This is a genomic window from Variovorax sp. GW458-11-26-14-LB1, from assembly GCF_059423965.1.
Genome location: NZ_JBWKYW010000025.1, coordinates 1 through 18,953 on the forward strand (window position 1 = coordinate 1; position 18,953 = coordinate 18,953).

Below are 18,953 nucleotides of genomic sequence, written 5' to 3' on the forward strand. Positions count from 1 at the left end.
GTTCATGGCAACACTCCTGGCGATGGCTGGGCGGGGCGGGCGGATCAGAGGGAATACTCGGTGAAGCGGTGCGCCTTGAAGGGCGCCGGCGCGATGCGCATCTTTCGTGCCGCCGGGTCCATGACGATGGTCGCCACGGTGGCCGACGAGGCACCGCCGGGGCCCGCGCTCGGGCTGCGGCACACGGCGCGCGGCGCGCCGAAGCGGTCTTGCAGCGCGTCGAGCACGTCCTGCTCGGTGAGCAGGCCCGCCGCGCGCTTGTTGTGCAGCGCCTCGGTCACGCGGCGGTCGCGGTAGAGCGAATCGGGCGTGGTCTCCAGGCTGCGGTCGACCACGCGCGCCAGCGCCGCCGGGGTCTTGAAGTGGTTGGCGTGCACCAGGATGCCGCCTTCGGGCTGCTGCCAGAACACCTGCTCGGGGCAGGTCTCCAGGCTCACGGCCTCGCCCTCGGCGTGCGTGATGATCATGTTGTTGGAGATCGAGCGCGCGCTGCGGCACACCACGCCCAGCGCGTTGGCATACAGCGTCGACTGCAGGATGCCGCGGCGGATCAGCGCCAGCGGCACGCCTTGCTGCTTGCCGTCGTTGTCGGCCTTGATGAAGTTGCCGGTGACGGCGATGCCCGCGCTGTTGAGTCCCGCGCGCGCCAGCGTGCCGGCCTCGGCGAAGGTGAGCATGGCCGGGCCTTCGTCCGGCTGGATGCGCAGCACCACGCCGAGTTCGAGGCTCTCGACGCGCCAGTCCCAGTTCTGCGCATGGATGAGCTTGCCGTCGCGCGCGGCCGAGGGCATGACGACCACGCCGGTGCAGCCGTCGGGCGGCTCGGTCGCTTCGAGCTGCTGGAAGGCGTAGAGCATTTCGCTGCGCGCGTTGAGTGCCACGATGTCCTCGGCCGGCACGCCCGCGCCTTCGGCCACGCCCTCGATCTCGCGCAGCATGCCGGCGTCGAAGGTCTCGACCATCGGCATGAAGCGGCGCGCCAGCGCGCGCGTGCGCTCCCAGCTCAGGCCCACGCGCTCGAAGGCGGCGCGGTAGGTGCGCAGGCTCAGGTCGATGCGGTCGCCGGCGGCGCGGCCGTACTGGCGCCCGCGCTGCTGCGCGTCGCCTTCGATGTCGTACAGGGGGAACGATTCGATGTCCATGGTGTGTCTTGTCTCCGGGGCTTGTCTTGTGTGTGCGATGCGGCGTGAGGTGCTCAGGCCGCGGTGTCGGTGGCTTGTGCGGTCTGCGCGATGGCGGCGCGCAGGCTGTCGATGATCTGGTCGATGTGCCGGCGCTCCAGCGTGAACGGCGGCGACAGCGCGATGGTGTCGCCCACCGAGCGCACCAGCACGCCGCTTTCGTCCAGGCAATGCTGCGCCACGGCCTGCGCATGCGTGCCGGGGCCCGAGGCCCAGCCCTGCAGCTCGATGCCGGCCAGCAGGCCGACGTTGCGCACGTCGATCACGCCCGGCAGGCCGCGCAGGCTGTGCAGGCCGTCTTCGAAATAGGGCGACAGCTCGGCGGCGCGGGCGATGAGGCCGTCTTCGGTGTAGGCGTCGAGCGTGGCCATGGCGGCGGCGCAGGCCAGCGGATGGCCCGAGTAGGTGTAGCCGTGCGACAGCTCGACCGCGCTCACGCTGCCGTGCATGAAGGCGTCGTGCACCGCGCCGCGCATGAGCACCGCGCCCATCGGCACGGCGCCGTTGGTCAGGCCCTTGGCGGTGGTGATGAGGTCGGGTGTCACGCCGAACAGGTCGGAGGCGAAGTTGCTGCCCACGCGACCGAAGCCGGTGATGACCTCGTCGAAGATCAGCAGGATGCCGTGCCTGTCGCAGATCTCGCGCAGGCGCTTGAGGTAGCCGCGCGGCGGCGGCAGCACGCCGGTGGAGCCGGCCACGGGCTCGACGATCACGGCGGCGATGGTCGAGGCGTCGTGCAGCGAGACCAGCGCCTCGAGCGCGTCGGCCTTGTCGATGCCGTGCGGCGGCTCGCCGCGCGAGAAGGCGTTGCGCGCCAGGTCGAGCGTGTGCGGCAGGTGGTCCACGCCGTTGAGCAGCGGCCCGAAGGTGCTGCGCTGGCGCCCGATGCCGCCCACCGAGATGCCGCCGAAGCCCACGCCGTGGTACGAGCGCTCGCGCCCGATGAGCCGGTAGCGGCCCGCGTCGCCGCGCGCCCGGTGGTAGGCCACCGCGATCTTCAGCGCGGTGTCGACCGACTCGGAGCCCGAGTTGGTGAAGAACACGTGGTCCATGCCGGCCGGCGCCATCTGCGTGAGGCGCTGCGCCAGCGTGAAGGCGGCGGGGTGGCCGATCTGGAAGTTGGAGGCGTAGTCGAGCACGTCGATCTGCGCCTTCATCGCCGCGCTGACCCGCGGATTGCGGTGCCCGGCGTTCACGCACCACAGGCCGGCGATGGCGTCGAGCACGCGGCGGCCGTCGGCCAGGTCGTAGTACAGGCCCTCGCTGCCGACGATGAGGCGCGGCGCTTGCTTGAACTTGCGGTTGGGCGTGAAGGGCATCCAGAACGCGTCGAGCGAACCGGGTGGCGTTGTCAGGGTATCGGCGGAAGCCACGGTTTTTTCTCCTTGGGAAACGACCCGTCGTCCGGGTCGGCGTGGGGCCGATCTTGAAATCCAAATTGTATTTTTGGCGTGAGATGTACATGGTTTTTTAGGGCCAAAAATACAAAGAACCCGCGATGATCGGCACCCAGCCCGTGTTTCCGGAGACCCATGGATGGCCCCGCAGCAGCAGATGCAGATGCAGACGCAGATGGACAACAAGTCGGTCCCGCCGCTCACCCAGCGCGTGAGCCGCTACATCCTCGACCAGGCCCTGGCCGGCGGCTACGAGAACGGCCGCCACATGACCGAGACCGACCTCGCGGGCCGGCTCGGCATTTCGCGCACGCCGGTGCGCGCCGCGCTGCGCCTGCTGCACGAGCGTGCGCTGCTGGCGCATGTGCCCAACCGCGGCTACACGCTGGTGGCCGATCGCGAGGCGCTCGACCGCGCACGCCGCGAGATGCCGGAGGACGAGGAGAAGACGCTCTATTACCGCGTGCTGCGCGACCGCCTCGCGGGCAAGCTGCCGACGCGCGTCAACGAACTCGAGCTGGCCCAGACCTACGGCGTGCCGCGCCCGCTGCTGCGCAACGTGATGACCACGCTGCTGCAGGACGGCGTGCTGCGCGGGCGCCACTACCAGCGCTGGGAGTTCACCGAAACCCTCGACTCGGTCGAGAGCGAGCGCGAGAGCTACCGCTTCCGGCTGGTGGTCGAATGCGCGGCGTTGCGCGAGCCGGGCTTCAAGGTCGAGCACGAGCGGCTGCTGGCCTGCCGCGAACAGCAGCAGACCTTGCTCACGCACGCCTCGCGCCATTCGTGGATGGAGTTCTTCGAAGCCAACGCGCAGTTCCACGAGCTGCTGGCCAGCGCCTCGGGCAACCGCTTCATCCTCGATGCGGTGAAGCAGCAGAACCGGCTGCGCCGCATCTCCGACTTGTCGGACTACCCGCTCGTGAACATCGACCTGCTGCGCAAGTCGTGCCGCGAGCACCTGCAGATTCTTGACGCGGTCGAGGAGAACAAGCTCGAAGTCGCCGCGAAACACATGCACGCCCACCTGAGCCGTGCCAGCGACATCCTGGAGCGCCGCGTGATGGGCGACCTGGATGCGCTCGGCGAATGAGCCACGACACCCTATGACCACCCAAGAAACGACGGCTCCCAACGCCGCGCTGGCCGACGGCTGGCGCGATGGTTTTCCCACGGCCGGCACCGAGGTGCAGCGCCCGCGCGAACGCCCGATCTTCCAGGCCCCCGAGAACCGCTGGGCCTTCTCGCACCTGCGCGAGCTGCAACCGACGCGCAACGTGTCGCGCGGCACCGGCCCGGTGTCGGTGCTGCCGCGCGCCGAGCGGCCCGAGCTCGACACGCTGGCCTTCACCTTGCCCGCCGATGGGTCGCGCACCGACTGGCGCAGCGCGCTCACGACGATCTGCGCCGACGGCGCGGTGGTGCTGCACCGCGGGCGCATCGTGTACGAGCGCTACTTCGGCGCGCTCGACGAACACGGGCAGCACATGGCGATGTCGGTCACCAAGTCGGTCGTCGGCACGGTCGGCGCGATGCTCGCGGCCGAGAGCGCGCTCGACGAACACGCGCAGGTGCGGCACTACATCCCCGAGCTGGCGACGAGCGCCTTCGGCCACGCCACCGTGCGCCAGGTGATGGACATGACGACGGGCATCGACTACTCGGAGGACTACACCGACCCCGAGGCCGGCGTGTGGAAGCATGCGCGCGCGGGCCAGCTGCTGCCGCGCCCCGCGGGCTACGCGGGCGCCGAGGGCTACCGCCAGTTCCTGCAGACCGTGCAGGGGCAGGGCACGCACGGCGAGGCCTTTGCCTACCGCACCGTCAACACCGATGTGCTGGGCTGGCTCATCAGCCGCGTGGCAGGGCAGCCGCTGGCACGGGTGTTGAGTGAGCGCATCTGGTCGCGCCTGGGTGCCGAGCAGGACGCGGCCTTTGCCGTGGACGGGCAGGGCGCCGAGTTCGCGGGCGGCGGTCTGTGCACCGGCCTGCGCGACCTCGCGCGGCTGGGCGAAATGATGCGGCTGGGCGGCGCGTTCAACGGCATGCAGATCGTGCCCGAGGCCGTGGTGGCCGACATCCGCCGCGGCGCCGATCCGGCGCGCTTTGCGTTCGCGGGCTACACGCGGCTGGCCGGCTGGAGCTATCGCAACATGTGGTGGGTGGCGCACGACGCGCGCCGTACTTTCACCGCACAAGGCATCCACGGCCAGGCGCTGCACATCGACCCCGAGGCCGAGATGGTGGTGGTGCGTTTTGCCTCGCACCCGCTGGCCGCCAACGCGCACCTGCCGACCTCGATGCCCGCCTTTCGCGCGCTGGCCGAGCACCTGATGCGCGGCTGATTTCCTGCTCTTCTCCTTTCTATTTTTTTCTTCTTCATGCTCACCCAAGTCACGACCAACGCGAGCCTGCAGGCCCGCAAGAACGCCGCCTGCGCGCAGGGCATCGGCACGCTCACGCCGCACTTCACCGCCCGCGCCGACAACGCCGAGCTGTGGGACGTGGAAGGCCGGCGCTTTGTCGACTTTGCCAGCGGCATCGCCACGCTCGCCACCGGCCACCGCCATCCGCGCATCGTGGCGGCCGTGCGCGCGCAGCTCGACGACTTTCACCACACCTGCTTCCACGTCACGCCGTATGAGGAGTACGTGGCGCTGTGCGAGCAGCTGAACCGCGTCGTGCCCGGCCCGAGTGCCAAGAAGAGTGCGCTCTTCACGACCGGCGCCGAGGCCATCGAGAACGCGATGAAGGTGGCGCGCGCCGCCACGGGCCGCAGCGGCGTGGTGGCGTTCTCGGGCGCCTTCCACGGCCGCACCTTCATGGGCATGGCGCTCACCGGCAAGGTCGCGCCATACAAGGCGGGCTTCGGTCCGATGCCGGGCGATGTGTGGCACGTGCCGTTTCCGGCCGCGCCGCTGGGCGTGACGGTGGACGACAGCATCGCGGCACTCGACCGGCTGTTCAAGACCGACGTCGATCCGCAGCGTGTGGCCGCGATCGTCATCGAGCTGGTGCAGGGCGAGGGCGGCTTCTACGTGGCGCCGCCCGCGCTCATGGAGCACCTGCGCGCGGAGTGCGACCGCCACGGCATCCTGCTGGTCGTCGACGAAATCCAGACCGGCTTCGGGCGCACCGGCAAGCTCTTCGCGCTGGAGCACTACGGCATCGAGGCCGACCTGGTGACGACCGCCAAGAGCCTGGCCGGCGGCTTTCCGCTGTCGGCGCTCACGGGGCGCGCCGAACTCATGGACGCCACGCGCGTCGGCAGCCTCGGCGGCACCTACGCGGGCAATCCGCTGGCGGTGGCGGCGGCGCTGGAGACGATGCGCGTGATCGAGGACGAAGGGCTGGTCGCACGCGCCCGCATGCTCGGCGAGCGGCTGACGGCGTGCCTCTCGGCACTGCGCACCGAGGTGCCGCGCATCTGCGACGTGCGCGGCCTGGGCGCGATGGTGGCGGTGGAGTTTCGCGATCCACGCAGCGGCGAGCCCGATGCCGAGTTCACGAAGCGCGTGCATGCGGCGGGGCTCGAGCGTGGGCTGCTGCTGCTGACCTGCGGGGTGCACGGCAACGTGGTGCGCTTCCTGTTTCCGCTCACCATTCCGGAAGCGGTCTTTGAAGAAGGGCTGGGGCTGCTGGCCGAATCGATTTGGGCGGCCAACGTCTGAACGACTAACGGCGCGGCGCAATGCCGAGCGTGCGGCAGAAGTCGTAGAAGTCTTCGAGCTGCAGCGATTTGTCGAACACCGCATCCACGCCCGCCGACAGCGCGCCTTCACGCACCTCGGAGGTCGCGTGGTTCATGAACACCACGGTGCGCTGCGCGGGCGACTTGCGTTCCCTCAGGTGGTTGGCCACGGTCAGGCCGTTGCCTTGCGCGAGGAACACGTCGATCACTGCGGCGTCCCAGGCGTCGGGGTTGGCGTCGAGCCAGTCGATGGCTTCGTCGCTGCTGCTGGCGGTGGCGACGACTTCGCATCCGGAGAATTCCCTCAGTCCATCGGTCAGGGTGGTGGCGATCAGGGGGTTGTCTTCTATGAGGTAGATGCGGGTCATCGGTGCGTAGCCTGGAAATGAAATGCGTCGGCTCGTCTGCGCTTGTGGCGCGGGTCTGCCGGGCCGGTCCATTGTCACGAGGCGAGGGCGGGGCGGAGTCGGACAACGCCGCCACATGGCGTCCCCCGCGCACGCGAAAGCGCTGTTTGTGCATTGCATCACTGGCGTACAAGACGCGGGCGCGGGGCGTGCCTATCTTGCGGGGCTTCTTTGACTCCGTCACGACAGGTTGTTTGATGTCGCCTTCTTCTTCGTCTTCCTTCGCTCCACCCTTCACCGCTTCGGGCCGCAGCGCGCTCGTGCAGGCGCCGCCGTGGCACTACGCCGGGTGGCTGGTCAACGTGGGTTTCTCGTTCGATGCCGCACGCGGCGCGGCGCTGGTGCCGCCGGAGGTCGGCGTGGCCACGGGTAACGGCTGCGTGCATTTCGCCGACTGGCAATCGTGCGGCGACGACGGGCGCGAAATGCTCGACCCGGTGTACGCGCAGTACCGCGAGACCATCGTGGTGCTCGAGATCGAACCGGCGCGCGGCGACACGTCGCGCCGCTGCTTCTACTGCCCGCTCATCTACGTCGACCAGGACATCTCGATGCTGCGCGGCTGGTTGCAGGGCTGGCCCAAGAAGATCGGCCAGACCTGGCTGACGCGCAGCCTGCCGCTGATCCATCCGGCCGCCGCGCCGATGGCGGCTGGCAGCCGGCTCGGCGCGAGCCTCAGCGTGAAGGAGCGGCGGCTGGTGGATGCCACGGTCACGCTGTCGGGCGAGGCGAGCGGGCCGCTCGGCTTCCTGGCCGCGCCCACCATCGGCGCCATCGGCTGGCCCGACCTGACACAGCCGGGCAGCGTGGCGGTGCCGCGCTACCTGCGCGCCGACATCATCGACCGTGTCGAAACGGGCTGGGTGCAGGGCGAGGCCACGCTGCGCTTTCACGAGCATCCGGTCGAGGAACTGGCGCTGCTCGGCCCCGTGCAGGCGACGCAGGCCAGCGCGGGCTGGATGGGCCTCACGGTGCGCGGCGCGATCGCGGTGTGAGGCGGGCGCTGCCTTCGGCGGGTGGCTGCGCTACCCTCGGCGGGCCATGACGCTTCCCGCCCCGACGACCTCGCATGTGATCGGCCTGCCGCTGGCCGACGGTACGCCGGTCGAGGTGATGTTCGCGGGCGATCCCAAGGCGCACTTCGCGCTGCACTGGCATGCGGAGTGGAGCGTGGGCGCGATCGTCGAAGGCCGCTGCGAGTTCGTCTGCGCCGGCGCGCCCCGCTCGGCGCAGGCGGGCGAGCTGGTGCTGATGCCGCCGTTCGCGCTGCACACGGCCGGCGTGAGCGCGCAGGGCTTTCGCATGGTGATGCTGTACGTGCCGCACGCCTGGGTGGCGGCGCGAATGGGGTGGCCAGCGGGTCGGCGCGGGTCGATGCGGCAGGAGGTCTGGCGTGACGAGGCGAGCGTCGATGCGCTCGCGCAGGCGGCATCGGCGAAGGACGGTGCGCGCATCGACGCGCTGCTCGACGGTATCTTCCGCACGCAGACGACCGAGCCGCTCGTGGCGGTCGCGCGGGCCGCGGGCGATGCGCGTGTCGAGGCGGTGTGCGACCTGCTCGCGACCGAGGACGCCTGCCGCATCGAGCCCATGTCGCTCGCCGAACGGCTCGGCGTGTCGCGCGAGCATTTCCATCGCCTGTTCCGCGCGGCGGTCGGCATGGCGCCGGCGCAGTACGCACGGCTGGCGCGCATCGTCCGCGCCAAGGTGCTGCTGCGCGAAGGCCACGGGCCCGCCGAGGTGGCCGCGCAATGCGGCTTTGCCGACCAAGCGCATTTCTCGCGCTGGTTCCGCCGATGCTTCGGCGTGACGCCGGGGAACTACCGGGCAGGCGGCTCGCCAAAAACCGCCGCGTGAAGCTTCTTGTTCCAAAAGAGTGCTCCGCGTACGAATGACAAATCCTTGGACCTGAAAGAAAACTATCTCTATTGGGTCGTGAAGGGCAGGATAGACCCCCATAAAAAGCTCAACTAAATAAATTAAGGGACACATCTCCCTGTGCTGGGGCGCCCATCTCGTAAATATTACGGAGCAAATTCCGATGACCGAGTAGGTAAGGCGCTCGGTTAAAAACCACCAGATTCGTTGTGAAAAATTCCCTCGTGCACAGCACGCCAAAATATCTGCGAATCGAACGGTGCACGATCGTACGGAAAACGCTCTTCGAGCATGTCCTTGCCCAAAACTAACGGTGCTTCGTTGGCGAAGTCACTTAAGGCAACAAGCGTGATTGCACTTTTTCCGAATTCAACTTGGCTTTGGTGAAAGGTGCCTCTTTCCACTGTGTAGCTTTCGCCTCTTTCGCGAGCAATATCTATTTCCTGAAGAATTGCAACTTTTCTGTCTGTTTTCGTTATTTCGGAATCTTCGTTTTTGTATGTTACACGATAGACTGAGTAATCGTCCCCAGTCGTTGTGGTGTATTGTGTGTCTCGAATAGTCCCTGCTAGCACAAGGCTCGACAAATGATAAGTGTGAGTGTGAATTGGCCAGTCGGGGTTTTTTGTTCGTCTTTGATTCTCTGGCCAGTAGTGAACCCTCAAATTCAGTTCGCCTGCCTTGTTAAGAATGAGGCACGAAGAGAATCCAAGGGGATGCCAGAGTGGCGTGCATTCTTTTTGCAGAACATCGAAATTATCTATCAGATAAGACAACTGATTGGCGGCATCAATTTTCATATGGATTCCTTGATTGTTGGCAGCCCTTTAAAATCGCTGCAGAGGAGAGGCGAGTACACAAGGCAGGCATTTTTGCTTGTGTAAGGACATCGACAACGTCCGCTTCATTCATCTCTGCCAATTGAATGCCATTTCTCATGCCGCTAAGATCAACGAGATCTCCTTGGTCCCTTGCGGTTCTCATCTGCAATTCAAAGTGTTTTGCGGTAAAGTGATCTTTTGTGATTTTTAACGCGGGGCTGCGACGATCTTCAACGGTTAAAATCATTGCGTGATCATTTGAGTCAATTCGAATTGGATCAAATGCTTTGCTTAGATAGATGTCAATTTTCATTCCAGTGTTTGCCGTGTACCATGCGGCAATCACGATTGTTATTATTACTTCTTTGGCAACCATGTCGGCATCATATTTGGCGCCCTTGTCAATGGAATTTATGCTGCCACGGTAAGAAGCGTGTTTTTTGCAAAGTTCGGCGTCTCTAGGATCAATCAAGCACGCAGTAATGTGTACGTTTTGTTTTGAAGCGAGCACGGGAAGCACTCTGCCGCGTAAATATCTGCCAAAATTCCCTTTGTACCTCCAGCGCCCTGCGTTTGCTAGGAGCTTATCGAACTCAGTAGTGATTTTTTGTGGTGGAATTTCTTCGATTTCACCTTTGTCTTCACTCGGAATGAATGCCAATATTAGAAAGAATGTGAAAATTGCGGTGATTAGTGCAGATGAAATTGATTTTATTTGATCTAGGCCAATGTCGGCGATGGGCTGTTTGAATGCGAAATGAGCAATGGTTAAAAATATAATATAGATCGCTGCAATGAGGGCAATGAATGCCCTTTTGTGGTAGCGAGCAAGCGTCAGTATTTTTTCAATGTCCAATTAAATTCCCTCGATTATTCTGTGGGTTAAGGACGCTCAACGAGAGTCTGCTTCTAACTGTAACTGCTTGTGATATCTTGACAAGCGGGGTGATGTGGATCGAGCGAATGGGCGATCGCGAATTTGCTTCGATGCGCCCCGAGCCTCGGCGCGCCGCACTTACTGGCCGTCCGTGCCTTGTGTTCGTCAGCAAAAAGTCCAATTTGGAGAATTCGGATTTCCTCCCTTCCTCGTAGCACGACACGCTTTGGTTTGGAAATGTCCGCCGCTCCTTCGACAGTCCGAAGGCCTCGATCTGGGCTATCGACGCCTTCCCCAGCGACATCGCCAAGTGGGCATGAAGGCTTGCGAGCTATCCGGCCTCGGCCGGATGTGCCGCCCAGCTCCTACGACTGTGCGCTACGCTCCCATCTGCGCGCTTGCGTTTCGTGATGCTGCCTAAGGGATGCCCTTTCGTTGGTACAAGCCCTTCGTCTGGAGGGTATGTGCCAGCGGTGCAGGAGAAACAGCGCTGGACGAGATCGAATGACACCAAAAGAGAACCACATGAAAACTGAGCTTCAGGCCGATTTGCCTCGAAAGGCAAGCGCCACTGAGGCCATGCGCCTGTCCGTGGCCCCCATGATGGACTGGACCGACAGGCATTGCCGCGTCTTCCACCGCCTCATGACACGCCACGCGCTGCTCTACACGGAGATGGTGACCACCGGCGCGCTGATCCACGGCGACGTGCCGCGCCACCTGCGCTTTCATGAAGAAGAACACCCCGTGGCGCTGCAGCTCGGCGGCAGCGAGCCGCACGACCTGGCGCACTGCGCGAAGCTCGGGCAGGAGTGGGGCTACGACGAGATCAACCTGAATTGCGGCTGTCCGAGCGAGCGCGTGCAGCGCGGCGCGTTCGGGGCCTGCCTCATGAACGAGCCGCAACTGGTGGCCGATTGCGTGAAGGCGATGGTCGACGTGGTCGATGTGCCGGTCACGGTGAAGCACCGCATCGGCATCGACAAGATCGAGAGCTACGAGTTCGTGCGCGACTTCGTCGGCGCGGTGAGCGAGGCGGGCTGCGGCACGTTCATCGTGCATGCGCGCAACGCCTGGCTGCAGGGCCTGAGCCCGAAGCAGAACCGCGAAATTCCGCCGCTGCGCTATGCGCTGGTGCACCGCCTGAAGCACGACTTTCCGGCGCTGCAGTTTTCGATCAACGGCGGCATCGCCACCAACGCGCAGGTGCACGAGCACCTGCGGCTGCTCGACGGCGCCATGATCGGCCGCGAGGCGTACCACAACCCCTGGTGGCTGGCCGAATGGGACGCCGAGTTCTACGGCGACGCCCCGCAGACGCTCACGCGCGAGGACATCGAGGCGCGGATGTGCGACTACATGGTCCGCGAGGCGGCCGAACACGGCACCAACTGGTGGTCGATCGCGCGCCACATGCTGGGCCTGCGCAACGGCCTGCCCGGCGCCCGCCGCTGGCGCCAGGTCTGGAGCGACCACCGCCTGAAGACCCGCCCGCCGCACGAAGTGATGGCGCTGGCGCACGAACCTGCCGCCCAGGTCGCCTGAATGCCGGCCTCGCCGCCCCGACTTTGTAGACAGTCAACACAATTGAGCGAAGTTGACGCTCGATGGAACACAGTTTCATGACAATGCAACAACAAGTGTGAGCGAAGCACCTGTTTTTGCTCAAGAATAAGGCGGTCAGGGAAACAAGAAAAAGGTTCTGTCTTATGAGTGAAGCTGCAGGCAGCAAGGAAGAAGTCAGTGCGCTTGCCAGGGGGTTGTCGCTGCTGAAGGTCATCGGGATGGCGGCAGCGCCCGTCGGAAACCGGGAGCTGGCCGACACCACCGGCATTCCGAAGGCCACGGTGTCGCGCCTCACGGCGACGTTGGTGGGGGCGGGGTATCTGCGGCAGTCGCAAGACAGCGAGCGTTTCAGCCTGGGGCCGGTGTTGCTCGACATGAGCAGCCGCTACCTGCGCAATTTCGACCTGAGGGCGCTGGCGCGTCCCCATCTGAGCAACCTGGCCGAACTGTCGGGCGCCAGCATCCACATGGCGGTGCGCGACGACCTGGACATGCTGGTCATCGATTCGCTGCGCCCGCGCTCGGCGCTCATCAGCTCCCGCATCGACGTCGGCTCGCGCATGTCCATCGCCACCTCGGCCTCCGGCCGCGCCTACATCGGCGCCTTGCCCGGGCCCGAGCAGTCGGCATTGCTGGAGCAGATCCGGCTCGAAACCGGCGAGAACTGGCACGCCATCGAGCCGCGCCTCATCGCCAGCCTCGAAGAGCACGCCCGCCTGGGCTACTGCACCTCCTTCGGCGAATGGAACCCCCAGATCCACGCCCTGGGCTTCGCACTCGAAGGCCCGCGCGGCGAACGCTACGGCGTGAGCTGCGGCGGCCCCGCCTACCTGTTGCCGAGGGAAGCCATGCTCAGCCGTGTCGCCCCGCGCATGCTGGAAATCGCCCAGCGCATCGCGACAGAGGCAGGCACCCTCACGCTAGGCTGAACGAGGCCGCGCCCAGAGGCGCAGGCCCTTTCGTGGGACGCCGCGGAACCGGCTTCGCCGGGCCGCAGGCGTCGCCCCCGGAAGGGGGTTGGCGAAGCGACACGAAGTGCGCGCAGCCTGGGGGTGAACTTATACAGCGGCTTCGAGGCCGTTGAGGAAGTGCTCGCGCATGCGAGCCATGGCCGTGGCGGCGTCGCGCGCCTCGATGGCCGCCATCACCGCGCGGTGCTCCGCCAGCGATTCGGCAATGCGCCCCGCCTTCAGCAGCGAGTTGTGGCGATTCAACTTCATCACCTTGCGCAGGTCGGCCACCATCTGGTCACGCCACTTGTTGTTGGCGATGGCCAGCAGGCTCATGTGGAAGCGCTCGTTCACCGCAAAGAAGTGCTCGCGGTCTTCCTTGCCGGGGGCGGCGGCGGCTTCCAGCTCGGCGTGCAGCGCCTTCAGCTCGGCGCGCTGGGCGTCGGTGGCGCGCTCGGCCACCACGCCGGCGGCGTCGCTTTCCAGCAGCGAGAGCAGGTGGTACACGTCGGCCAGGTCCTGCTCCGACACCTCGGTGACGTACGCGCCGCGGCGCACTTTCATCGTCACCAGCCCCTCGGCGGCCAGCACCTTCAACGCCTCGCGCAAAGGCGTGCGGCTGATGCCGTATTCCTCGGCCAGCTTGAGTTCGTCGATCCAGCTGCCGGGCTCCAGCTCGCGGCGGAAGATCCGTTGGCGCAGGAGCTCGGCCACCTCTTCATAGAGGGCGCGGGGGGTCAGGGTGACGGCGGACATGGGCTGCACTGTACTTCAAAAAATGCGTTTGAATTAATAATTACGGATGGGTTAGACTTGTGAACGGCTTGCAAATCCGTGCAAGCGACCTTGCGAATCCCGTCAGACCACCGCCTGGAGCGGCGCCTTCCATGAGCAGCAGCACACCCGAACCCACCTACAAGCCGGCCGATCTCGACGCCTGGGCCAAGTCCGCCGCCAAGTCGGCGCCCGGCGGCGACGTGAATGCGCTGAACTGGATCACGCCCGACGGCATCAGCGTGAAGCCGCTGTACACCGCGGCCGACCTGCAAGGCCTGAAGTACACCGACACGCTGCCCGGCTTCGAGCCCTACCTGCGCGGCCCGCAGGCCACCATGTATGCGGTGCGCCCCTGGACCATCCGCCAGTACGCCGGCTTCTCCACCGCCGAAGAATCGAACGCGTTCTACCGCAAGGCGCTGGCCGCCGGCGGGCAGGGCGTGAGCGTGGCCTTCGACCTGGCCACCCACCGCGGCTACGACAGCGACCATCCCCGCGTGACCGGCGACGTCGGCAAGGCCGGCGTGGCGATCGATTCGGTCGAGGACATGAAGATCCTGTTCGACCAGATCCCGCTCGACAAGGTGAGCGTCTCGATGACGATGAACGGCGCCGTGCTGCCGGTGCTGGCGGGCTACGTGGTCGCGGCGGAAGAGCAGGGCGTGGCGCAAGACCAGCTGAGCGGAACCATCCAGAACGACATCCTCAAGGAGTTCATGGTCCGCAACACGTACATCTTTCCGCCGGCGCCGAGCATGCGGATCATTGGCGACATCATCGAGTACACGGCGCAGAAGATGCCCAAGTTCAACTCGATCTCGATCAGCGGCTATCACATGCAGGAAGCCGGCGCCAACCAGGCGCTGGAGCTCGCGTTCACGCTGGCCGACGGCAAGGAGTACGTGAAGACCGCGCTGGCCAAGGGCCTGGACGTCGACGGCTTTGCCGGGCGCCTGAGCTTCTTCTGGGCCATCGGCATGAACTTCTACCTCGAGGTGGCCAAGATGCGCGCGGCGCGCCTCCTGTGGTGCCGCATCATGAAGGAGTTCAACCCCAAGAACCCCAAGAGCCTGATGCTGCGCACGCACTGCCAGACCTCGGGCTGGTCGCTCACCGAGCAGGACCCGTACAACAACGTGGTGCGCACCACCATCGAGGCGATGGCTGCGGTGTTCGGCGGCACGCAGTCGCTGCACACCAACGCGCTCGACGAAGCCATTGCGCTGCCCACCGAGTTCAGCGCCCGCATCGCGCGCAACACGCAGCTCATCATCCAGGAAGAGACGCACATCACGAACGTGATCGACCCCTGGGCCGGCAGCTACATGATGGAGAAGCTCACGCAGGACATGGCCGACGCCGCCTGGACCATCATCGAAGAGGTCGAGGCGATGGGCGGCATGACCAAGGCCGTCGACAGCGGCTGGGCCAAGCTCAAGATCGAGGCCGCCGCCGCCGAGAAGCAGGCGCGCATCGACTCGGGCAAGGACGTGATCGTCGGCGTCAACAAGTACAAGCTCAAGAACGAAGATGCGATCGACAGCCTGTCGATCGACAACGTGAAGGTGCGCGAGCAGCAGGTGGCGCGCCTGCAGAGCATCCGCGCCTCGCGCGACAACGCCAAGGTGCAGGCCGCGCTCGATGCGCTCACCGATGCCGCCGAGAACAACACCGGCAACCTGCTGGCGCTGAGCATCGACGCGGTGCGTGCGCGCGCCACCGTCGGCGAGATTTCCGACGCCCTTGAAAAATCCTTCGGCCGCCATCGCGCCGACACGCAGAAGGTGACCGGTGTGTACGCTGCCGCCTATGACTCGGCCGAAGGCTGGGAAGCGCTCAAGACAGAGATCAACGATTTTGCAGAAGAACAGGGCCGTCGCCCGCGCGTGATGATTTCCAAGCTGGGCCAGGATGGGCACGACCGCGGCGCGAAGGTGGTGGCCACCGCGTTCGCCGACCTGGGCTTCGACGTCGACATGGGCCCGCTGTTCCAGACGCCCGAAGAATGCGCGCGCCAGGCCATCGAGAACGACGTGCATGCCGTGGGCGTGAGCACACTCGCCGCCGGTCACAAGACGCTTGTGCCGGCCATCATCGAAGAACTGCGCAAGCAGGGCGCGGACGACATCATCGTCTTCGTCGGCGGCGTGATTCCGCGCCAGGACTACGACTTCCTGTACGAAGCCGGTGTCAAGGGCATCTACGGCCCGGGCACGCCCATCCCGGCCAGCGCCAAGGACGTGCTGGAGCAGATCCGCGCGGCCGTCGCAGTCTGAGACGAAGCGACGTGGGCGATCTCTTGTCGCGGCTGTCGCTGCAGCCCGTGGATTCCAGCGATTTCGAAGACATGCTGGCCGTGCGCATCGATGCGATGCGTCCGAGCCTGGAGCGCGTCGGCCGTTTCGACCTCACGCGCTCGCGCGAGCGCCTGTCGGCCGGTTTCGTGGTGCCGTACATGCACCACATCGTGCTCGACGGTGAGCAGCGCCTGGGCTTCATCACGCTCAAGCCCGAGGACGCGGATGCGCTGCGCCTCGATCACCTGTACCTGCGTACCGGCTTCCAGGGGCGCGGCATCGGCGAATGGGCGCTGCGCTGGGCCAAGGCGCAGGCGCGCGAACAGAAGCTGGACATCAAGCTCACCGCGCTCGTGCAGAGCGACGCCAACCGCTTCTACCAGCGACACGGCTTCGTGCTCGAAGGCGAGGAGGGCGTCGACCTGCACTACCGCTGGCGCGTGGCGTCGGAGGCCGCGTGCTGAACACCGTCGGCGCGCTCGAACGCGCGCTCGCCGATGCGCCGGGCATGGCGCAGCGGCGTGCCATCGCCAAGGCGATCACGCTGCTCGAATCGACGCGCACCGACCATCGCGCGCAGGCCGACGAACTGCTCACGGCGCTGCTGCCGCGCACCGGCGCCTCGTTTCGCCTCGGCATCTCGGGCGTGCCCGGCGTGGGCAAGTCGACCTTCATCGAAACGCTGGGCCTGCTGCTGATCGGCAAGGGCCACCGCGTGGCGGTGCTCACCATCGACCCCTCGTCCACCGTGTCGGGCGGCTCCATCCTGGGCGACAAGACGCGCATGGAGCGCCTGTCGGTGCACGAGCGTGCCTACATCCGGCCCAGCCCCTCGAGCGGCACGCTCGGCGGCGTGGCCGAGAAGACGCGCGAAGCCATGCTGGTCTGCGAGGCGGCGGGCTACGACATCGTCATCGTCGAGACCGTGGGCGTGGGCCAGAGCGAAACGGCGGTGGCCGGCATGACCGACATGTTCGTGCTGCTGCAGCTGCCCAACGCGGGCGACGACCTGCAGGCGATCAAGAAGGGCGTGATGGAGCTGGCCGACCTGGTCGCCATCAACAAGGCCGACATCGACCGCGACGCCGCCACGCGCGCGCAGGCCCAGATCACCTCGGCGCTGCGCCTGTTCGGCCACCAGGGCAACCCCGACCACGCGCACGCCGTGCACGACGCCCACAGCGGCGTGGAGCGCCGTTTCTGGCTGCCCAAGGTGCTGCAGCTGAGCGCGCTCGCCGGCACCGGCGTCGACGCCTTCTGGGACGCCGTGCTCGAATTCAAGACGCTGCAGACCGCCAACGGCAAGCTCGCGAAGCGCCGCGAAAAGCAGGCCACCGCGTGGATGTGGGAACGCATCGACGCCGGGCTCAAGCAGGCGTTTCGCCAGCACGCGCAGGTGCGCGAACTGCTGCCGCAACTCACGCAGCAGGTGGCCCAGGGCAGCCTGCCGGCCTCGACGGCGGCGCGCCAGCTGCTCGCCGCGGCCGCCATCACCGCCCGGGTGTGACACCCCGGCCCCCACAAGACCCTCCCAGCAATCCAGAACCACAGCTTCGGAAGCACACCATGCAAGAACTGATCGAACAACTCGAAAAGAAGCGCGCCCAGGCGCGACTCGGCGGCGGGCAGAAGCGCATCGACGCGCAGCACGCCAAGGGCAAGCTCACGGCGCGCGAGCGCATCGAGCTGCTGCTCGACGACGGCACGTTTGAAGAGTGGGACATGTTCGTCGAGCACCGCTCGGTCGACTTCGGCATGGCCGAGCAGAAGATCCCCGGCGACGGCGTGGTCACGGGCTACGGCATGATCAACGGCCGCCTCGTGTTCGTGTTCAGCCAGGACTTCACGGTCTTCGGCGGCGCGCTCAGCGAAGCCCACGCCGAGAAGATCTGCAAGGTGATGGACCAGGCCATGAAGGTCGGCGCACCGGTCATCGGCCTGAACGATTCGGGCGGCGCCCGCATCCAGGAAGGCGTGGCCTCGCTGGGCGGCTATGCCGACGTGTTCCAGCGCAACGTGATGGCCTCGGGCGTGGTGCCGCAGATCAGCATGATCATGGGCCCATGCGCCGGCGGCGCCGTGTACTCGCCCGCCATGACCGACTTCATCTTCATGGTGAAGGACAGCAGCTACATGTTCGTCACCGGCCCCGAAGTGGTGAAGACCGTGACGCACGAGAGCGTCACGGCCGAAGAGCTCGGCGGCGCCATCACCCACACCACGCGCAGCGGCGTGGCCGACATGGCGTTCGAGAACGACGTCGAGGCGCTGATGATGCTGCGCCGCCTGTACAACTACCTGCCGCTGAACAACCGCGAGAAGCCGCCGGTGCGCCTGGGCAACGACGGCCAGGGCGACCCGGCCGACCGGCCCGACTATTCGCTGGACACGCTGGTGCCCGACAACCCGAACAAGCCCTACGACATCAAGGAACTGATCCTGAAGGTGGTGGACGACGGCGACTTCTTCGAGCTGCAACCCGACTACGCGAAGAACATCGTGATCGGCTTCGCGCGCATGGAAGGTCAGACGGTCGGCATCGTGGCCAACCAGCCGCTGGTGCTGGCGGGCTGCCTGGACATCAAGAGCAGCATCAAGGCGGCGCGCTTCGTGCGCTTTTGCGATGCCTTCAACATCCCCGTCATCACCTTCGTCGACGTGCCCGGCTTCATGCCCGGTACCGGCCAGGAGTACGGCGGCATCATCAAGCACGGCGCCAAGCTGCTGTACGCGTACGCGGAGTGCACGGTGCCCAAGATCACCGTCATCACGCGCAAGGCCTACGGCGGCGCGTACGACGTGATGGCCTCCAAGCACCTGCGCGGCGATGTCAACCTGGCCTGGCCGCGCGCCGAGATCGCGGTGATGGGCGCCAAGGGCGCGGTGGAGATCATCTTCCGCGAAGACAAGAACGACCCCGAGAAGCTCGCCGCCCGCGAGGCCGAGTACAAGGCCCGCTTTGCCAACCCCTACGTGGCCGGCGCGCGCGGCTACATCGACGACGTGATCCTGCCGCACGAGACGCGCAAGCGCATCTGCCGCTCGCTCGTGATGCTGCGCGAGAAGAAGCTCGAGAACCCGTGGCGCAAGCACGGAAACATTCCACTCTGA

General features: G+C 66.0%; 17 protein-coding genes. 11 read left to right on the plus strand and 6 right to left on the minus strand.

Annotation, left to right across the window (positions count from 1 at the left end; all coding sequences use genetic code 11):
- Positions 1 to 44: 44 nt before the first annotated feature.
- Positions 45 to 1,142 carry a C45 family autoproteolytic acyltransferase/hydrolase gene (locus AC07YS_RS17510; RefSeq protein ID WP_495268608.1) on the minus strand — a complete coding sequence of 366 codons (1,098 nt, stop codon included), beginning with the start codon at positions 1,140 to 1,142 and terminating at the stop codon, positions 45 to 47.
- Between the two features lie 53 nt (positions 1,143 to 1,195).
- Positions 1,196 to 2,554 (minus strand): omega-aminotransferase AptA, encoded by a 1,359-nt coding sequence (gene aptA, locus AC07YS_RS17515; RefSeq protein WP_260685262.1) that lies wholly within the window; start codon positions 2,552 to 2,554, stop codon positions 1,196 to 1,198.
- 163 nt (positions 2,555 to 2,717) lie between these two features.
- Here aptA and AC07YS_RS17520 point away from each other — a divergent pair, with 163 nt between their 5' ends.
- The 3 genes from AC07YS_RS17520 to gabT are packed head-to-tail and all read left to right on the plus strand — an operon-like array spanning position 2,718 to position 6,249.
- On the plus strand, positions 2,718 to 3,671 hold the full coding sequence (locus tag AC07YS_RS17520; RefSeq protein WP_495268607.1) for a GntR family transcriptional regulator: 954 nt from the start codon (positions 2,718 to 2,720) through the stop codon (positions 3,669 to 3,671).
- 13 nt (positions 3,672 to 3,684) lie between these two features.
- On the plus strand, positions 3,685 to 4,923 hold the full coding sequence (locus AC07YS_RS17525) for a serine hydrolase domain-containing protein (RefSeq protein WP_495268606.1): 1,239 nt from the start codon (positions 3,685 to 3,687) through the stop codon (positions 4,921 to 4,923).
- Between the two features lie 36 nt (positions 4,924 to 4,959).
- Positions 4,960 to 6,249 carry a 4-aminobutyrate--2-oxoglutarate transaminase gene (gene gabT / locus AC07YS_RS17530; RefSeq protein ID WP_495268605.1) on the plus strand — a complete coding sequence of 430 codons (1,290 nt, stop codon included), beginning with the start codon at positions 4,960 to 4,962 and terminating at the stop codon, positions 6,247 to 6,249.
- Positions 6,250 to 6,253: 4 nt separating this feature from the next.
- Here gabT and AC07YS_RS17535 read toward each other — a convergent pair whose 3' ends face one another.
- Entirely contained in the window at positions 6,254 to 6,637 is a 384-nt protein-coding gene (locus AC07YS_RS17535) for a response regulator (protein WP_062473196.1), read from the minus strand.
- 236 nt (positions 6,638 to 6,873) lie between these two features.
- Here AC07YS_RS17535 and AC07YS_RS17540 point away from each other — a divergent pair, with 236 nt between their 5' ends.
- Positions 6,874 to 7,671 (plus strand): acetoacetate decarboxylase family protein, encoded by a 798-nt coding sequence (locus AC07YS_RS17540; RefSeq protein ID WP_495268604.1) that lies wholly within the window; start codon positions 6,874 to 6,876, stop codon positions 7,669 to 7,671.
- A gap of 46 nt (positions 7,672 to 7,717) precedes the next feature.
- Positions 7,718 to 8,533, plus strand: a complete 816-nt coding sequence (locus tag AC07YS_RS17545) for a helix-turn-helix transcriptional regulator (protein ID WP_495268603.1) — start codon at positions 7,718 to 7,720, stop codon at positions 8,531 to 8,533.
- A 209-nt stretch (positions 8,534 to 8,742) separates the two neighbouring features.
- Here the strand turns inward: AC07YS_RS17545 and AC07YS_RS17550 are convergent, their stop codons facing one another.
- Both AC07YS_RS17550 and AC07YS_RS17555 read right to left on the minus strand, forming a co-directional pair.
- The gene (locus AC07YS_RS17550) at positions 8,743 to 9,354 is read right to left on the minus strand and encodes a hypothetical protein (RefSeq protein ID WP_495268602.1); all 612 of its coding nucleotides are present in this window, start codon (positions 9,352 to 9,354) and stop codon (positions 8,743 to 8,745) included.
- Positions 9,344 to 10,231 (minus strand): hypothetical protein, encoded by an 888-nt coding sequence (locus AC07YS_RS17555; protein WP_495268601.1) that lies wholly within the window; start codon positions 10,229 to 10,231, stop codon positions 9,344 to 9,346. The genes AC07YS_RS17550 and AC07YS_RS17555 overlap by 11 nt, the downstream gene beginning before the upstream one ends.
- Positions 10,232 to 10,777: 546 nt before the next feature.
- Here AC07YS_RS17555 and dusA point away from each other — a divergent pair.
- Together dusA and AC07YS_RS17565 are read left to right on the plus strand one after the other, a co-directional pair.
- Positions 10,778 to 11,797 carry a tRNA dihydrouridine(20/20a) synthase DusA gene (dusA, locus tag AC07YS_RS17560; protein ID WP_495268600.1) on the plus strand — a complete coding sequence of 340 codons (1,020 nt, stop codon included), beginning with the start codon at positions 10,778 to 10,780 and terminating at the stop codon, positions 11,795 to 11,797.
- A gap of 164 nt (positions 11,798 to 11,961) precedes the next feature.
- Positions 11,962 to 12,747: an IclR family transcriptional regulator gene (locus tag AC07YS_RS17565; protein ID WP_062473201.1), complete on the plus strand. Its 786-nt coding sequence runs from the start codon at positions 11,962 to 11,964 to the stop codon at positions 12,745 to 12,747.
- Between the two features lie 129 nt (positions 12,748 to 12,876).
- Here the strand turns inward: AC07YS_RS17565 and AC07YS_RS17570 are convergent, their stop codons facing one another.
- Positions 12,877 to 13,524 carry a GntR family transcriptional regulator gene (locus AC07YS_RS17570; RefSeq protein WP_095947169.1) on the minus strand — a complete coding sequence of 216 codons (648 nt, stop codon included), beginning with the start codon at positions 13,522 to 13,524 and terminating at the stop codon, positions 12,877 to 12,879.
- Between the two features lie 131 nt (positions 13,525 to 13,655).
- On the opposite strand from AC07YS_RS17570, the gene scpA reads away from it, so the two are divergent.
- The 4 genes from scpA to AC07YS_RS17590 are packed head-to-tail and all read left to right on the plus strand — an operon-like array spanning position 13,656 to position 18,953.
- A complete protein-coding gene (gene scpA, locus AC07YS_RS17575) occupies positions 13,656 to 15,821 on the plus strand; it encodes a methylmalonyl-CoA mutase (protein WP_495268599.1) in 2,166 nt (721 codons plus the stop codon).
- Between the two features lie 11 nt (positions 15,822 to 15,832).
- Positions 15,833 to 16,306, plus strand: coding sequence for a GNAT family N-acetyltransferase (locus tag AC07YS_RS17580; RefSeq protein WP_062473207.1), 474 nt, complete (start codon positions 15,833 to 15,835; stop codon positions 16,304 to 16,306).
- Positions 16,300 to 17,349 carry a methylmalonyl Co-A mutase-associated GTPase MeaB gene (gene meaB / locus AC07YS_RS17585; RefSeq protein ID WP_095745699.1) on the plus strand — a complete coding sequence of 350 codons (1,050 nt, stop codon included), beginning with the start codon at positions 16,300 to 16,302 and terminating at the stop codon, positions 17,347 to 17,349. Before AC07YS_RS17580 ends, meaB begins: the two co-directional genes overlap by 7 nt.
- Before the next feature lie 59 nt (positions 17,350 to 17,408).
- Entirely contained in the window at positions 17,409 to 18,953 is a 1,545-nt protein-coding gene (locus AC07YS_RS17590) for an acyl-CoA carboxylase subunit beta (RefSeq protein ID WP_062473211.1), read from the plus strand.

What these genes read in the sequence shown, in the direction of transcription:
- AC07YS_RS17565 (WP_062473201.1), top strand. Translation starts at nt 11,962, where the DNA reads ATGAGTGAAGCTGCAGGCAGCAAGGAAGAAGTCAGTGCGCTTGCCAGG.
- AC07YS_RS17550 (WP_495268602.1), bottom strand. Translation starts at nt 9,354, where the DNA reads ATGAAAATTGATGCCGCCAATCAGTTGTCTTATCTGATAGATAATTTC.
- AC07YS_RS17525 (WP_495268606.1), top strand. Translation starts at nt 3,685, where the DNA reads ATGACCACCCAAGAAACGACGGCTCCCAACGCCGCGCTGGCCGACGGC.
- AC07YS_RS17510 (WP_495268608.1), bottom strand. Translation starts at nt 1,142, where the DNA reads ATGGACATCGAATCGTTCCCCCTGTACGACATCGAAGGCGACGCGCAG.
- AC07YS_RS17545 (WP_495268603.1), top strand. Translation starts at nt 7,718, where the DNA reads ATGACGCTTCCCGCCCCGACGACCTCGCATGTGATCGGCCTGCCGCTG.
- dusA (WP_495268600.1), top strand. Translation starts at nt 10,778, where the DNA reads ATGAAAACTGAGCTTCAGGCCGATTTGCCTCGAAAGGCAAGCGCCACT.
- AC07YS_RS17570 (WP_095947169.1), bottom strand. Translation starts at nt 13,524, where the DNA reads ATGTCCGCCGTCACCCTGACCCCCCGCGCCCTCTATGAAGAGGTGGCC.
- gabT (WP_495268605.1), top strand. Translation starts at nt 4,960, where the DNA reads ATGCTCACCCAAGTCACGACCAACGCGAGCCTGCAGGCCCGCAAGAAC.
- AC07YS_RS17520 (WP_495268607.1), top strand. Translation starts at nt 2,718, where the DNA reads ATGGCCCCGCAGCAGCAGATGCAGATGCAGACGCAGATGGACAACAAG.
- scpA (WP_495268599.1), top strand. Translation starts at nt 13,656, where the DNA reads ATGAGCAGCAGCACACCCGAACCCACCTACAAGCCGGCCGATCTCGAC.
- AC07YS_RS17590 (WP_062473211.1), top strand. Translation starts at nt 17,409, where the DNA reads ATGCAAGAACTGATCGAACAACTCGAAAAGAAGCGCGCCCAGGCGCGA.
- AC07YS_RS17540 (WP_495268604.1), top strand. Translation starts at nt 6,874, where the DNA reads ATGTCGCCTTCTTCTTCGTCTTCCTTCGCTCCACCCTTCACCGCTTCG.
- AC07YS_RS17535 (WP_062473196.1), bottom strand. Translation starts at nt 6,637, where the DNA reads ATGACCCGCATCTACCTCATAGAAGACAACCCCCTGATCGCCACCACC.